The sequence below is a fragment of the Marseilla massiliensis genome, assembly GCF_023336985.1.
Classification (GTDB): domain Bacteria; phylum Bacteroidota; class Bacteroidia; order Bacteroidales; family Bacteroidaceae; genus Prevotella; species Prevotella intestinigallinarum.
The window spans coordinates 32,184-48,296 of sequence record NZ_JAMBLP010000018.1 but is presented as its reverse complement, the minus strand read 5'-3'; the positions used below and the strand labels follow the sequence as shown (position 1 = coordinate 48,296).

Genomic DNA, 16,113 nt, shown 5'->3' with positions numbered 1-16,113 from the left:
ATTAAGCCAACAACCAATGAACATACGATATATAACCTTAGCTCTGTTTTGCTCGTCGCTGCCTTTGGCAACCATTGCACAGATAAACCTAAAAGGCACGGTGACCAACAGCAACACCGGAGAAAAGTTTGCAGGCAGCCGCATCACTCTCATCGGCACAGACAATGTGGCCATGAGCGACGAAGACGGTAATTTCGAGCTCAATGTCAGCAAGCTGGAGGGAATCTTGCGCATCGAGGCTCCAGGGTTCGACCAGCAGCTTGTCCCCATATTGGGGCGCAACAGTCTGTCAATCAAGATGCAGCCTACAACCAAAGCCAACCCGGCATATAATGAGCACTCACTTAGCGCTTATACAACAGCCAAGACCCAATCGATGCGCCCGGCAACCGTGGGAGCAGACGAGAACATACAGATGAACTTGCTTGGCGACGTGAATGCAATAAGCCACAGTGGCATTGATGCCGGCGGCATGGCAATGTTTGTGAGGGGCATGCACAGCATCAACATGAAGTCGCAGCCGCTCTTCATTGTCGACGGGCAGATATGGCAGTCGGACGACAACATAAGCTCGCTTTGCGAAGGGTATTTCAGCAATCCCCTGTCGCTGCTCTCACCCGACGACATCGAAAGCATTGAGATACTAAAGAACGGAACCGCCGTCTGGGGAGCGAAGGCGGCAGGCGGCGTCATAATCATAAACACCAAACGCAGCCACAACATGGCTACCGAAATAGAAGTAAACCTGTCTATGGGCATAAAGCAAAAAGGCAAGACGTTGCCCATGCTCAACGCCAACGCTTACCGTATACTTGCCACCGACCTAATCGGAGGAATGCCAGGACAGGACAGAAACTTCCAGTTCATGGACGACGACCCGACAAAATCGTATTATAACGCCAACCACAACAACACCGACTGGAACGACGAGATTGGACAGACGGCCATGACGCAGAACTACGGCATATCCGTGCGCGGCGGCGATGAGATTGCCCTCTACTCTTTCTCGCTCGGCTATTCACACAATGACGGCTACGTGCGCAATACTAATTTCGACAGGCTCAACGTGCGCTTCAATAGTGACATAAATCTGACGAGACAACTGAAGACGCGTGCCGACATAGCATTTGCCCAAGTTACAAGGAACATTTTTGATGACGGCATCCTCAGTGAGACATCGCCCAGATACATGGCTTACATCAAGTCGCCGCTGTACAGCCCCAACCAATTCGACTCGCAAGGCAACATGTACGACCGACTGGCTGACGTAGACGAGCTGGGCATTGGCAACCCAATGGCTGTAACAGACAACTCGGAAGGCAAGAACAAGAACTACCGCTTCACCGCAACTCTTGCGCCTACCTACACATTCAACGACCGCCTAAGTCTGTCGGCCCTCGTCGGATTCTCTTGGGACAAAATAAAGGAAAGCAAGTTTACACCCGACTTCGGACTGCCTGCCATACAGCTTGTCAACGCACAAGGCGACTGGTATGCCCAAGGAGACAACAGCATAGCCTCACTGATGACTCGCCACTCGACCCTGACAGTAGACATTCATGCAGACTGGAATGCCATCAATTCGAATACTTCAAACCTCAAGATAACCGGCGGCTACAGATTCATCAACAACACATTTGAGAGTGATTACGGGCAAGGCTACAACACAGGCAGCGACAATTTGCGCAGCCTGTCGGTAACCAATGCCAACCTTCGCACAATCGATGGTGTCAACGAAGACTGGCGGGACATGGCGTGGTACGCACAAGCCGACTTCGACTGGAAGAACCGTTATTTTGCCGGCGTACAGACAGCCATGGAAACCAACAGTCGATTTGGCCGCAAATCAGGCAGCGGACTTAACATCGGAGGTGTGGCATGGGGCGTATTCCCGTCGTTCAATGCAGCATGGGTGGTAACCAACGAGAAGTTCATGCGCAAGGTGAAAGGCATCAATTTCCTGAAGCTACATGCAGGATATGAAATCACAGGCAACGACGACCTGCCTTCAGCAGCCACCCGCACCTACTTTGAAGCCATAAGCTATGCCGGACTGGCCAAAGGCTTGGCACTTAGCAACATCGGCAACGACAAGTTGAAATGGGAGCACACGGGCACGTTTACCGTAGGAATCGACATGCTCCTGCTCAACAACCGCCTGTCTGTACGCGCCGACTACTTCGACTCCACCACCAAAGACCTGCTCGTGCGCAAACAGCTCCGCGAGGAATATGGCTTGCAAAACTATTGGACCAACGACGGAAGCATGAGAAACCGCGGCTTTGAAGTATGCGTTGGCGGCAGGATCGTAGAAACCAAGGACTGGCAGCTAAACGCCAATGTGACCATGGGACACTATAAGAATGAGGTGGAACGGTTGACCGACGGCAACTTCATAACAAATGTCATGGGCGCTAACGTGCTCACTGCCGAAGGCAACCCGCTTGGTGTGTTCTACGGATACAAGTCTGAAGGCGTATTTACTGACATGGAAGATGCAAGCAAAGCTAACTTGTCTGTTGTCGACAATACCGGTCGCAACCTGAGATTCGGCGCCGGAGACATGCATTTTGCCGACATCAAAGTCGACGGCATCATTGACGAACATGACATGACCATCATCGGCGACCCCAATCCCGACATATATGGCGCGTTTGGTTTCAACGTCAATTGGAAACGCCTTTCGTTAGATGCGATATTCACATATTCGCTGGGCAACGACGCTTTCAACGCCATGCGCCAGCAGATGGAGAACGGCAGCTCGCTGAACAACCAGAGTGAAGCCATGCTTCGCCGATGGACGGGCGACGGTCAAGCCACCGACATCCCACGGGCCACCTATGGCGACCCTATGGGCAACAGCAGGTTCAGCGACCGTTGGATAGAAGATGCGTCATACCTCAAGCTGAAGCAGGTGAGCCTAAGCTACAGCCTGCCAGTCAAGCCAAGGTTTATCCAAGGCGTCCAGGTGTGGGCATCTGTAACCAACGTCTTCACAATGACCAAATACCTGGGCACCGATCCCGAGTTCTTCTATGGGTCGCAAGCTCTTTGCCAGGGTATTGACACCGGCCTCATGCCACAGACCCGCACGTATAACCTCGGAATAAAACTTAACCTTTAACGTAGCAAACGATATGAAAAAGATAATAAACGTAATATGCGGCATATTCCTCATCTGCTGTGCCACGGCCTGCGAGGACATGATGGACACTGAATCCGGCCGTATTGCTTACGACGACCAGCACGAACTGAACAACCCTAACGACTCCATTTACTCTGTCATAGGGGTCTTGGCTCAGTTGCAGCAAGTGGCCGACAGGATATTGATCATGGGCGAGTTGCGTGGCGACCTGATGACTGTCGACAACGAATATGCATCGACCGACCTGCAGGAAATAAACGACATCAGCTTCGCGGCAGACAACAGTTATGCCATTGCCCGCGACTTTTATTCCATAATAAACAATTGCAATTATATCATTGCACGCATGGACACCAGCATCACTGAAGGCCAGAACAAAGTGATGATGCCGGAGTACGCACAGGTTAAGACGCTCAGAGCTTACACTTACTGGCAGATGGCACTGATCTTCGGAAGGGTGAATTATTTCACAATGCCTTTGACTTCGATTGGCAGCATGGTTCCGGCTGACGCAAACATCGGCATCGACGAACTGTCACAGAAACTCATTGCCGACATAAGCCCCATAGCCGATGCACGACCGCTCGACTACGGAACGATAGACAACTGGACGTCTACAGAACTGTTTTACCCGACAAAGATGCTGCTCGGCGACTTATACCTTTATAATAATATGTACGACAAAGCCGCCGAGGCTTATTACAGCCTCATTGCGAACCGCAACATCGTGGTAAGCAGAACATACGCCAACACGTGGGAGTCGGCCACAAGGCAGAACTTGCAGACGGGCAATATGCAGGCCTACAAAAACGATGTTGTCACCCGACAGATATTCAACTCCGATCTTCGTGCCACACACAGCCAGATGCGCAAGCTCACATACAGCGATAAACCAAGCCTGTTGCCTGCAGCTCAGTTTACTGAATGGATGATGTCGAGGACGCATTTCCACACCGACAATGGGCAGGCTATATCGCGCTACTTCAACGGCGACTTGCGAGGGGCGGCCGAAATGGCCTCAGGGGCACTGACGGCCGACGCCTTCGGGCATGCCGACCTGGCCCAGCTGCCGGCTGCCAACCCACAAGAAATGGTAATCACAAAGTTCTACAACAACCTTAGCGGAACGGTCACCGACGCGCTCGAACAACGCCCCCTACTGTCGCTGGCCATGGTGCGCCCGTCAACCATATACCTTAGATATGCCGAAGCCATCAATCGCGCCGGCTATCCCACAACAGCTTTCGCCGTTCTCAAGTACGGACTGAACAAAAATATGTATGACACCATACAGCACAGGGTAGACTCAAACGAGGTTAAACGCTATCCGGCATACATCAATTTCCAAGCCGCACAATACGACCAGAACATCGGCACGGCGGCAAGGGGTCTTGGACTTGGCATTGTATGGGACAGGGAGCAATACGTAATTCCGGCAGATGCCGACACTACCGACTTTGTTGAAAAGGCCATACTCAATGAGATGGCTGCCGAGACATGCTTCGAAGGCAACAGGTTTTTCGACCTACTTCGCATTTCACACCACCGCCATGACCACCCCGCACTAATGGCAGAGAAGGTTGCGGCCAAACATGCCGACAGCGAGGCCATGAAACAAAGGCTTATGAACATATCGGCGTGGTTTGCAAGATAGGCAGACACCCCAACTTACGCTGACGGCAACGGACCACATCCGCCCACATTGCTCACTTAACCACCGGGCCATATACCTGCATCGCCGCTGCGGCGCCAGCCGCTATGAAGGCGCAAAGGTATATGGCCCGAATGATTGCGGGCAATCCAAGGGACAATGCACAAGCCGCGTAACTGGCCTGCCCACTTCCCCACCAGCACGCAAACACTTGAATCAGCCACAACACAAATCATAACCGCTGGCAGACGGCAGCAACTTCAAATTGCCGAAAAACAGCCCCGAAATACAAAATTTGTCTTACCAAATATGTTTTATCGGAATTTAGACACATCCTTTGCATCTTTCGCAACAATAGTTGCGGCAAATATATCTTTTATTTGATAGCTTTGCAGCAGAAACCCAAACGTACACTACCTGAAACGTATAAATAATTGTAACATAAAACAGCATTGTTATGAAACATTCTACATTGACAAACTCATTGCTTATAGCAATGGCGCTCGGGGCAACAGCGTCTGCCCAAGCGCAGGTATTCCAGCTGAACGAAGAGAAGTCGGCCGAACTGTCACCTGTTCACCGTAGCACGCCAATCATAGGCGACGTCAACAACGACGGCACGCCCGACTTCTATTACGGTGGCCAGGGATTTGAGGGCGCCGATTCAAAATGGGCATGGGAAGACCCCGAGACAAAAGAGAAGCTCGACCTCAACTGGCTCACCAGCGGCTACCTTTACCAAAGCACCGCTCCGGGCAAGTGGACATGGTCCAGGTATATCGGCGCAAGATCGCCCGAGGGCGACTATTCGTCGTTGCTCGGCCTGCCGCCTTCGACATTCAACTACGGGCGCTGGCTTGACTTCAACAACGACGGGCTGCTCGACCTCTACCTCACCGGCAAAAACGAGATGGGATTTGAGCCGGCCGAGAATGTTGGCGACCAGAAGGGCTTTTACACCTACCTGATGAAAAACGAAGGCGGAAAGTTCACGTTCGCCGACATAAGCACGTTCCCCACCGGCGACAACGAGAAGAACCTGCCGAGCATGAACAACTCGTCATTGTCGTTCGGCGACTACAATAACGACGGCTATACAGACATATTGATTCAGTGCATGAAGCGCTGGGCCGAGGATGGCGATGACGGACGGGTGATGCAATACAAACGCCTGCTGGCACTCTACAAGAACAACGGCGACGGCACTTTCACAGAGCAGCATGTGTTCAACCCCATACCCTACGAGCAGAACCCAATGCCCACAGACCTGTTTGAGGCCGACGTGGAATCGGGCACCATGAAGCCTACGATGATAGCAAAGCCCATGTCGCACGGTGCCACCATCATGGGCGACCTCAACAATGACGGCTGGCTCGACATCGTGGCCAGCGGCTACTCTAACGACGGCCCTTGCTTCTACATTTACAAGAACAACGGTGACGGCACGTTCCAGGAGCTCGACCTGAAAGGCAAGGCGTTCGTGCCTGTATACGAGAGCGACCTCGCATTGGCCGACGTAAACAACGACGGATGGCTCGACATCGTTTCGTTCGGCACCGACCCGACACCCAACAGCCCCAAGCGCGGCGACATATTCCTAAACAATTGCGACGGCGACTTCAACTTCACACTCAGCTCTGTCGATGCCGGCAACGGCATTTACGGCTCGGCCGAGTCTACACTCCGCCTTGTTGACATCAACCACGACGGGCTTGTCGACATCATCGACGGTGGATGGACCAACGTAGACAACAAGCAGTGGGGAACACGAATACAGTTCCAGAACCCCGACGGCACGTTCTCACTCCAACAGACGCTGCGCCATTTTGACGGAGGAGCCTATGAGGTTGCCGACCTCAACGGCGACGGTGCCATCGACCTCATCGGCGATGGCTACGGATTCAGCATAGCCGGCTCGAACAGCACTGCTTACGAGTACTACGACGGATTGTGCACCGACAACATACAGGCTCCCGTCGCACCGACAGACGTAAAAGCCGAGTCGACAGAAAACGGCAAGCTGACAGTGAGGTTCGTCGGCGACGAGTTTGAACTGGGCAACGCCTACAACGTATATGTTAAGAACAAGGCCACCGGCGCAATGTCGATGATCATCCCCGCCGACCCCGAGACAGGCAAGCTGAAAGTGTTCCACAGCCTGCAGGCACTGCTGCGCAGCGACAATCCGGCCGAGATGGCTTACACCATCTCTGTGCCCGACGGCGACTATGAGGTAGGTGTGCAGACAGTGAAGAACGACTGGACGACAAGCGAATTCACTAAGGCAGAAATCAGCATATCCTCAGGCATACAAAGCGCACAAGCCGTAAAGGATGAAACGACCACTGTATACGATGTAAACGGAGTGTACATGGGCAACACCACCGAAGGCCTGGGACGCGGCATATACATAGTAAAGCAAGGCAACAAGACGACTAAGGTCGTGAAATAAAACAGCAGCCGCACCCCATGCGTTGGCTGTGGGCAACGCAAACACAAGGGGCGCAAGGCGCAGCATAGGAAAGAGGCAGAGCCGTGGCTCTGCCTCTTTCCTATGCTGCGTGTACGCTCACCCATCGTTGTGCATGAGCCTGGCGAGCGCATCGTCCTCGCCTACTATCCATACGACGTCGCCCAGGGCGAAAGTCCGCGACGGATCGGGCTGCGAAAGGTTTTCCTTGCCTTCCTCGATGCCCACTACCAGGCATCCGTAGACATCGCGTATGCCACTCTCGCGCAATGTCTTTCCGAGCAATGGGCTGCCGGCCGTGACCACCATCTGCCTCAACTTGGTCTCGCGTTTCTCCATGTCGGCGTCGTCGCCATAGACCTCCTGCCTCATTGCCTTAGCCAAGGCCGACAGCTGCTCGTCGCTGCCTATCACCTGCAAGCGGTCGCCGGGGAAAACCACCGAATGGCCATCGGGTATGTTCAGCCTCCTGTTTGCCCTGAGTATGCTGCTCACATGAACCCCGAACCGGTTGCGCAACTCAAGTTCACGCAGCGACTTGCCTGCCCACGTCGAAGCGGCAGGAATGTCCAAATCGGCCATGTGGACATCGCGGTCGAGCAGATGTCCCTCGTAAAGCGGGCGCTTGCGGCCGCGCACCTGGGCCTCAATGTCACGCGAACGCAGGTTCTGCACAAACATACGCTCCATCCTGATGCTCTCCATCTTAAGCCCCCGCGAAAGCACCATAAGCACAACCACCGCCAAGGCAATGGTTATCATAAGCGCATTGGTAAACCGGCTGAGATAATTACAAACGTAGAACACGAACGAGCAGGCCACGGCCACGCGTACAATAACGGTGAATATGAGCGGCAGATGGTTTTTGCGGCTCTCGGCCCACAACGCCTTAAACTCGCGGCTGTGGTTTTTCTTCATTACCATGGCACGCAAGAATGGCGACATGACCATCACCGTGATTGCCCCGCAGATGAAGTTTGCCGTCCAGTGCCATCCTACAAGCAAATGGCGGACAAACGGCAGGAAGAACGTGAACATTAGGAATATCACGGCAAACGACAGTATGGAGTATACCAACGTGTTGGTTGCCATCTGGGTGAGCAGGCTCTTCCACTTGCTCTTTGCGGCCGACGTAGAAGGGCGGCTCAGCGTGATGCCGTTGAGCGTGGCAATGACCCGCGGCGGCAAGCGGCGCTCCATCAGCGTGTAGCAAGGCGTGGCAAAACGTATCATGTACGGCGTGAGGAATGTGGTTATCACCGACACGGCCACCACGACGGGATAGAGAAACTTGCCTATGACGCCGAGCGACAGGCCGAGCGAGGCGATGATGAATGCAAACTCACCTATCTGTGCCATCGAGAAACCGCATTTCATGGCCGTCTTCAGCGGCTGGCCGCTTATGAGATAGCCAAACGAGCCAAACACGGCCTGCCCCAGGAGTATGGCAAGCACCAACACCACTATAGGCACCGCATATTCGGCAATGACGCTCGGCTCGACCAGCATGCCCACCGACACGAAGAATATGGCCCCAAACAGGTTCTTGACGGGCTCTACCACCCTTATTATCTTCTCAGCCTCTATCGTCTCGGCAAGTATGCTGCCCATGACAAACGCACCGAAAGCGCTGCTGAAGCCCACCTCGGCCGACACTACGGCCATGAGGAAGCACAAGCCCAAGGCCACCACAAGCAGCGTCTCGTCGTTGATGACGCCCCTCATGCGCCTCAGGAACATTGGTATGAGGAAGATGCCAACCACGAACCACAGCACAAGGAAGAACAGTATGCGCACCACTATGCCTATCATCTCGCCGCCGTCGGGGCTGCTGCCATGGGCCAGGGCAGACAGCATGACCATGAGCACTATGGCCAGCACATCCTCGAGAATGAGCACACTCATCACCAGACCGGTGAAACGCTGCTGTCGCAAACCCATGTCATCGAATGCCTTGTAGATGATGGTGGTAGAGCTCATGGCCAGCATTCCGCCGAGGAAAATGCAGTCCATGTGTGTCCAGCCAAACATTTTGCCAACGGTCATGCCCGACACCATCATGCAGAATATGATTGTGCAGGCTGCGATGACGGGGGCCATGCCCATCTTCAGAATCTTCTTGAACGAGAAATCGAGGCCGAGCGCAAACAACAGGAATATCACCCCGATGTCGGCCCATGCCCTAACGTTGTCAATGTCGACAACAGATATTGTATAAGGAAACTGCGGACTGACCACAAAGCCAGCCATGATGTAACCCAAAACCAACGGCTGCTTGAGCCGCTTGAAGACCAGCGTCACGATGCCTGCCACAACGAGAATGAGCGCAAGGTCCTTTATCAGCGGATCTAATTCGGACATAACGGCAAATTGTAATTAAAGGGACACCCCTTCCGGTAGTGTCAATACCACTGCACGGCATTGCTGTAGCTGCTGCGCTTGTCGTACTTGAGCACGTCGGTGAGCGTGGCTGCGTTGCAGCGGAACGAGAAGTTATAGCTTGTGTATGGCGACAATACAACCGAACATGACATGTTGAAGCAATGCAGGTCGCGGCCGAGTGATGCCGTGGTCATGGATATTTTCTTGTTCTCAAAGTCGTAACCAGACGAGAAGCTGATGTTCCATCCGTCGCTGAGGCGTATGTTGCCGCTGAAGTTCAGGGTCTGGGTGAACGCGTAGGGATAGCGCATCTTGTCGTAGTTGAAGTTGCCACCCACGTCTTCTCGCATGGATATGCCATAGCCGAAGCTAAGCGACCATGGTATGCTGAACTTCATGTAGCCGTCCTCATCGGTCTCGGCCTTTCCGGCATCCTTCTTCTTTGCCCCCCTCTGACCCTCCTGCAGGGTCTTGTCCTCGTTGGTCTCGGGGTCGAGATAGTCTTCTTCCTCCTCGGCGGGCTTGTCTTCATCGTCGTCTTTCTTCACCTTCTCTCCCTTGAGCCACTTTATGAAGTTCATCACCTTGTTGTTGTCGAGGGTGTAGGATATGTTTTGCGACATGCCCTGGAAGCGTCCGAACTTGCCTTGGCTGTAGCGCGTCACGTGGTCGCTCACGCGCGGGTTGCCGTTCTCGTCGAGCTCGTAGGCGTATGTGGCGAAGGTGGCGTTCAGGTTGAAGGTGTAGTTCTTTGTCAGCTTCAGGCGCAGCCGGGTGTTCAGGTCGCTCCACGGCCTGATGTCGGTAGCCATGTTGTACGACATGCTCGCCCCAAGCTCATCGATGATGCTCACCTTCTTATACCCGGTTGAATCGTCGTCGGAGCGCAGCTTCATCTCAATGTTGTTAGATATGTCTACCGATATGCTTCCCGTCTTGCCCCTGCCCGGCACTCCGAAGAGCCCGTTGGAATACGGCGAGTATTCCACCAGCGACACGTTTCCGTCGGCGTCAGTGCGCTGGTAAGTCTCATAGTAGCCGTAACGGCTTGCGCCGAAGTCGGGCGCATAGTTGAAGCTTACCTGCGGCGTGAACACGTGGCGGATGGCTACAATCTTGTCGCCGAAGAGCTTGCGCCAAGGCACATACATGCCGTAGAGCTTGGTAGATGCCGACACGCTGAGGCGCCAGTTGTACAGGTTGTAGAATCCGTCGATGGTGTCGGTCACCTCACGCTGGTTCTCCGTGTCCCACGAACGCATTATCTTGTTGGTGTACATGCGGTCGGTGAACGTAAACTGCGGATTGATGTTCAGATAGTCGAAGAGCGTGAAATTGGCACTGATGGGTATGTTGTGCTGCATGCCGTTGCGCCAGTCGCGCGTAAGGCTGGAGTGCAGCAGCCTGTTTTCCTTTGTCGTTATAGAGTTGCTCAGCTGTCCGGTGTAGCTCAGCGATATCTTCTCGTACCACCGTTCCTTGCCTGCCATCTTCTTTCTCTTGAATGGGTATATGCGGCTCAGCGAGATGTTCAGGTCGGGCAGCGTGAGCGAGATGGTTGAGTCTTGCATGCGCTGGTTGAGGTTCATGGTGGTGCTCAGCGTCAGCCCGATGTTTGAGAATGTGTTTGTCATGCTGACCGACGAGGTACGCGTGCTCTGCGTGTAGCTCTGCGGGTTGTACATGCTGGTCAGGTTGTTGCGCTCGTAGCTGCTCGTGGCGAAGTTGACACTTGCCGACAGCGTGCGGAAGGGGTTGGCCTTGGCGTCTTGGCGGTGGCTCCACTGTATCTTGAAGCTCGTCTGCTTTGAGTAGTCGGGCATGTTCTTCTCGCCGTTGATTGTGTTCTGGTAGCTGGCGTAGAAGCTGCCGCTGTATCGGTAGCGCTTGCGGTAGTTGGAGGCGACCGACAGTCCCCACGAGCCCTTGGTGTATATTTCGCCAAGCAACTTGAGGTCCATCTTGTCGCTGATGGCAAAGTAATAGCCTCCGTCGCGCAGATAGAAGCCACGCTCGGTTTCGTCGCCATAGGTCGGCATGATGAATCCGCTTGAGTAGCTCTTGGTGAACGGGAAGAAGCCGTAGGGCACGGCAAGCGGCAGCGGCACGTCGGCGATGACAAGGTATGCCGGGCCGAACACCACGTCTTTGCCCGGGCGCACCTTTGCCCTCGACAGGGCTATGTAGAAGTCGGGGTGTGGCTGGTCGCAGGTGGTATAGCGGCCGTGCTGCAGGAAAAGCTCGCCCGACGATGCCCGCTTCGACAGCTCGCTGGTCAGGAATCCGTCTTGCTGGGCCGTATACACCTCGTTGATGAGTCCTTTCTTTGTCTTGAAGTTAAAAGCCATGGTGTCGCTCTCGTAGGTGTCGCTGCCCATGACAAACACCGGGGTGCCGAACATGGCACCCGACGAATCGCGTGCGCCGGTGGCATGCACCAGACTGCTGTCCATCGACATGTATACCTTCTCGCTCGTGAGGTCCATGTTCTCATATTTCACGTGAGAATCGCCAAAGAGATAGGCCAGGCCCGTGGCGCCTTCGTATATCAGTGAGTCTTCGGCCGAGTAGACAACAGGGGCGTCGATGCCGTTTTTCTTCTGACGGTTAAGGCTATCGAAAGCCAGTGAGTCGTCGATAGCCTTGTTATGATGGTATATGGCCAGTTGCAGCGAGTCCATCTTTGTTGTGTCGGGGCCCTGGGCGGCGGCGTCACTGCCGAGGGCCGTGGGTATGCTGACTGAAACGCCCTGCAGCGATGCCAGGGCGCCCTTGTCGTAAAGCGACACAGGGGCCACATGCCTGAGCACAAGTGAGTCGCCTGCCTTGCTGCCTGAATCGGGGGCCGACACGCCCTGAACCGACCTGCCCATCGGGGCAAGCGGCACCCCCGCCATCACAAAAATGAAGGCGAAAAGCATCAAAAATATCAATGTCTTTTTTCTCACGGCTGCAAAATTAATTATAAAATGGCGAATAACACATTGCTTTCAAATATTTAACGTTAATGAGCCTGCGGTTTTGACTTAGCCCAACGCCGTGCTGCGCCACGGCCCGCGGGCGGCAGCCACGACGGCATTGGCCACGGCAGCCGATGGGCACAGACGGCGCGCCGGTTGCCGGCAAGGGAGCGGGAGCTATTTGGCGGCTTGGCAAAATGCAATCACATTCACCAGGCGGCCATGCTGACGCTGTGGGGGAACAATGGCTTTGGGGAGGTTTCCGGGCGGCTATTTTGGAAATGGCACAGCCACATCATTGCGCCACGCTACCGCCTTGATGGCAAGCGGGCTGCGTGACGGCAGACCACCGGGGCGGCCCGTGGCAGGGCCGCCAACCGAGCCTGGGCGCAAGACGGGCCGTATGGCCTTGCAAAACGGCCCGTTCGGTGGTGCAAAACGGGCCATATTGCAATGTCAAACGGCACATATTGAAAACCGACGGCACTGATGCAGAAAGACTGAAGGGAAAGTCGTAGGTGAAAGCGCTTGCCGGGTGGACTTAAGATGCCGGAAAAACAGCGCAACAGAGCGGTTTGCCTGTTCCCGCAACAATTGCATTGTGTTGCCGCCGTGATTGGCCGCCCATGTGGCCCAAGGAGCAACGGGCCACCGCAAGGCATGGTTGCCGGCAAGAGACAGGCTATGGGATGGTGGCTGGCGGGAGGCACGGCCGCAGGCAGGATGGCATACATGGCATTGGCCTGCGGCTGCACGCGGGCTATAAACGGGCAAGGCCATCACAACCGTATGGCCTTGCTCAACGTGGGATGGCAGCCTGGCGAGGCCCTTGACTGTCAACTCCGCCAACCGCAACGGGAGGCAAGCGGAAGGCAAGGGCCGCCAGTGGGGGCTGAAACAAGCCCCCGTCACTCAAACATCGAGGCCCACCGCATAAACCGCCCCAAGCCTTCGTCACCAAACTTCGACAGACTCTTGGCTGCCTGATCGACAGTGCGCACACGGTCGGGGTGCGACTTTGAGAAGAACTTGTCGGCATAACAAACCACCTGTTCCGTAAGCGTCAGCGGCAGATAGTCTTGTGGCGGGAGCGGCAATCGCTGCTCCTCTACCTGCCTACGGCTTATGCCTGCCCCGGTGTGGCGCTCGCACACGCTGGCGTAGTCGGGCCATCCCTCTGCCCTTACTATGGCTGCCCCGCAAATGCCGTGGCGTATGTAAGGCTCCGTTCCGTGGCAGTGGATGCTCGGGGCGTCGGTCTTGAAGATGCCAATGTCGTGAAGCATGGCGCAGTCTTCAACAAACTGGGCGTCGAGACCCAGCTCGGGGTGCTTCTTCACTATGGCCAAGGCGCGGTCGGCAACGTCGCGGCTGTGCCTCAACAACAGCCTGCGCAACTCGTTGTCTTCGGGATAACACTTGTTTATGATGTCTGTCACAAATTGTGATTGCATAACTGATATGATTGCTGTATGTTGGTTTTTGTCAACTGTTAACTGCAGCCTGCAGCTCCTTGTAGCAGCCTTTGGCAGACTATATCGCGGCAGCCGGGCAAAGACGGCAGCCGGGAACCGCCCCGCGCAGTGTGGCATCATGCGGCCCGACGCCGCACGGCAGCCCCATGACAGGCTGCAGCCACACACCGCAAGGCACGGTTCCCGACTTCATTGCGCCGGCCACAGCCGGGCTTTAATCCTTGTCGCGCTCTATCCAGCCGAGTATGTCGCCACGGCGAACGTTGGCTCCCTGGCGTGCGGTTACCTCAACCAGCTTGCCGCCGAGGTCGGATGGCACCGGCACAATCTCGCCCCACTTGGCCTGGATGTAACAGAAGGTGTCGCCCTCCTTGTAGTGCTGTCCGATGAACGGCTCGAGGCAAGGAGCGCACTCGCTGGCGCCGCCAAACTCGTAATACAGGTGTCCGCCCAACGGGGCCACTATGGCATCGGCCTTGGCATGCTTCAGGGCAGCCAGTTGCTCGGGCGTCAGCTGTGAGCCGAGGCGCGCGTCCTTGGCCTTCTGCAGGTCGGCAAGGAAGTTTTTCTTGGCCTGTCCGCTCTTGTAGTTGCGGTACTGCTCGGGGTGCATGGCCAGTTCGAAGAGCTCTTCGTCGTCGGGTCCTGCCTCCCACCCGTTCTTCTGCATCTCTTCGCGGAAGCCGTCGAGGGCGTCGGGCAGCAGCGTGTGCGGGTCGTCGTCTGTAAACTTGCGGCCTTGCTTCTCGGCCAGGGCGATGAGCTCCGGGTCGATGGTTCCGGGCACCTTGCCGCTCTTGCCGAGTATCATGCCCCACATTGAGTCGTCCATCATCACGAAGCGGCCCTTGCCCTGGGTCAGGGTGAGCAGGTTCATCAGGGCGATGTTCTTTACATACTGCGAGAACGGCGTGACCAGTGGCGGGTAACCAACGCGAGGCCATACATAGGCCACCTCGTCGAACAACTTGACCAGCATGTCGTCCATGCTCAGCTCTTTCTCGCCTTTGCCGCGCAATATGCCGTTGATGACGTTGCGTATGCCACCCATGTCGGCCATCATCGAGCCCATCATGCCGCCGGGCAGTCCGCAACCGAGCAACAACGAAGACATGTGCTTGTTGGCCGGGTTGATGAAATAGCCCAACCACTCGTCGATGAACTCCTGTGTGAGCGAGCGGGCCTGCATGTATGCGTTCATGTTAATCTCTGGAACGTCGAAGCCTTCGTTCTTTAGCATGCTCTGCACAGATATGATGTCCGGGTGAACCTTGCCCCAGCTGAGCGGCTCGATGGCCGTGTCGATGATGTCGGCACCGTTGTTGCACACCTCAAGTATTGAGGCCATGGACAGGCCGGGGCCCGAATGGCCGTGGTACTGTATGATTATGTCGGGGTGCTTTGTCTTGATAGCCTTGGTCAGGGCGCCCAGCATGGCCGGCTGACCTATTCCGGCCATATCCTTGAGGCATATCTCGGGGGCGCCGGCCTCTATCAGCTGGTCGGCTATGTTGCTGTAGTATTCAACCGTATGTATGGGCGATGTGGTGATGCAGAGCGTGCCCTGGGGGGTCATGCCGGCCTCGGCTGCCCACTTGATGCTCGGTATGATGTTGCGCACATCGTTGAGACCGCAGAATATTCGGGGTATGTCGACACCCTGGGCATGCTTCACCCGGTACATCAGACGGCGCACGTCGTCGGGCACAGGATACATTCTCAGGGCATTGAGGCCGCGGTCAAGCATGTGGGTCTTGATGCCGACTTCATTGAATGGCTTGCAAAATGCTCTCACGGCTGCATTAGGGTTCTCACCGGCAAGCAGGTTGACTTGCTCAAATGCACCGCCGTTGGTCTCCACACGGGCAAAGCAGCCCATGTCAATTATGACTGGAGCGATGCGCTCCAACTGGTCCTTGCGTGGCTGGAACTTTCCGGAAGATTGCCACATGTCGCGGTAAACGAGACTGAACTGGATTCTTTTCTTCATAACCTTTTCCTTAATTTAAACCGTGATACTTACCCACCGG

At 55.2% G+C, this 16,113-nt stretch carries 7 protein-coding genes; 3 read left to right on the top strand and 4 right to left on the bottom strand.

Annotation, left to right across the window (positions count from 1 at the left end):
• The first annotated feature begins 16 nt into the window (after nt 1-16).
• The 3 genes from M3089_RS11850 (at nt 17) to M3089_RS11840 (ending at nt 7,248) form a co-directional block, all read left to right on the top strand.
• Nucleotides 17-3,124, top strand: a complete 3,108-nt coding sequence (locus M3089_RS11850) for a SusC/RagA family TonB-linked outer membrane protein (protein ID WP_249084316.1) — start codon at nt 17-19, stop codon at nt 3,122-3,124.
• Nucleotides 3,125-3,137: 13 nt separating this feature from the next.
• On the top strand, nt 3,138-4,799 hold the full coding sequence (locus M3089_RS11845) for a RagB/SusD family nutrient uptake outer membrane protein (RefSeq protein ID WP_249084315.1): 1,662 nt from the start codon (nt 3,138-3,140) through the stop codon (nt 4,797-4,799).
• A gap of 454 nt (nt 4,800-5,253) precedes the next feature.
• Nucleotides 5,254-7,248: an FG-GAP repeat domain-containing protein gene (locus M3089_RS11840; protein ID WP_249084314.1), complete on the top strand. Its 1,995-nt coding sequence runs from the start codon at nt 5,254-5,256 to the stop codon at nt 7,246-7,248.
• A 117-nt stretch (nt 7,249-7,365) separates the two neighbouring features.
• On the opposite strand, the gene M3089_RS11835 is transcribed toward M3089_RS11840, so the two are convergent.
• From M3089_RS11835 to M3089_RS11820, 4 genes are all read right to left on the bottom strand, one after another.
• Nucleotides 7,366-9,627, bottom strand: coding sequence for a cation:proton antiporter (locus tag M3089_RS11835; protein ID WP_249084313.1), 2,262 nt, complete (start codon nt 9,625-9,627; stop codon nt 7,366-7,368).
• A 41-nt stretch (nt 9,628-9,668) separates the two neighbouring features.
• Nucleotides 9,669-12,596 (bottom strand): putative LPS assembly protein LptD, encoded by a 2,928-nt coding sequence (locus M3089_RS11830; RefSeq protein WP_249084312.1) that lies wholly within the window; start codon nt 12,594-12,596, stop codon nt 9,669-9,671.
• Nucleotides 12,597-13,516: 920 nt separating this feature from the next.
• Nucleotides 13,517-14,062: an HDIG domain-containing metalloprotein gene (locus tag M3089_RS11825; RefSeq protein WP_249084311.1), complete on the bottom strand. Its 546-nt coding sequence runs from the start codon at nt 14,060-14,062 to the stop codon at nt 13,517-13,519.
• Between the two features lie 235 nt (nt 14,063-14,297).
• Nucleotides 14,298-16,073 carry an oxaloacetate decarboxylase gene (locus M3089_RS11820; RefSeq protein WP_249084308.1) on the bottom strand — a complete coding sequence of 592 codons (1,776 nt, stop codon included), beginning with the start codon at nt 16,071-16,073 and terminating at the stop codon, nt 14,298-14,300.
• Nucleotides 16,074-16,113: the final 40 nt, after the last annotated feature.

Excerpts from the sequence above, each read along its gene's own strand:
- M3089_RS11850 (WP_249084316.1), top strand. The coding sequence starts at position 17 with ATGAACATACGATATATAACCTTAGCTCTGTTTTGCTCGTCGCTGCCT.
- M3089_RS11845 (WP_249084315.1), top strand. The coding sequence starts at position 3,138 with ATGAAAAAGATAATAAACGTAATATGCGGCATATTCCTCATCTGCTGT.
- M3089_RS11825 (WP_249084311.1), bottom strand. The coding sequence starts at position 14,062 with ATGCAATCACAATTTGTGACAGACATCATAAACAAGTGTTATCCCGAA.
- M3089_RS11835 (WP_249084313.1), bottom strand. The coding sequence starts at position 9,627 with ATGTCCGAATTAGATCCGCTGATAAAGGACCTTGCGCTCATTCTCGTT.
- M3089_RS11840 (WP_249084314.1), top strand. The coding sequence starts at position 5,254 with ATGAAACATTCTACATTGACAAACTCATTGCTTATAGCAATGGCGCTC.
- M3089_RS11820 (WP_249084308.1), bottom strand. The coding sequence starts at position 16,073 with ATGAAGAAAAGAATCCAGTTCAGTCTCGTTTACCGCGACATGTGGCAA.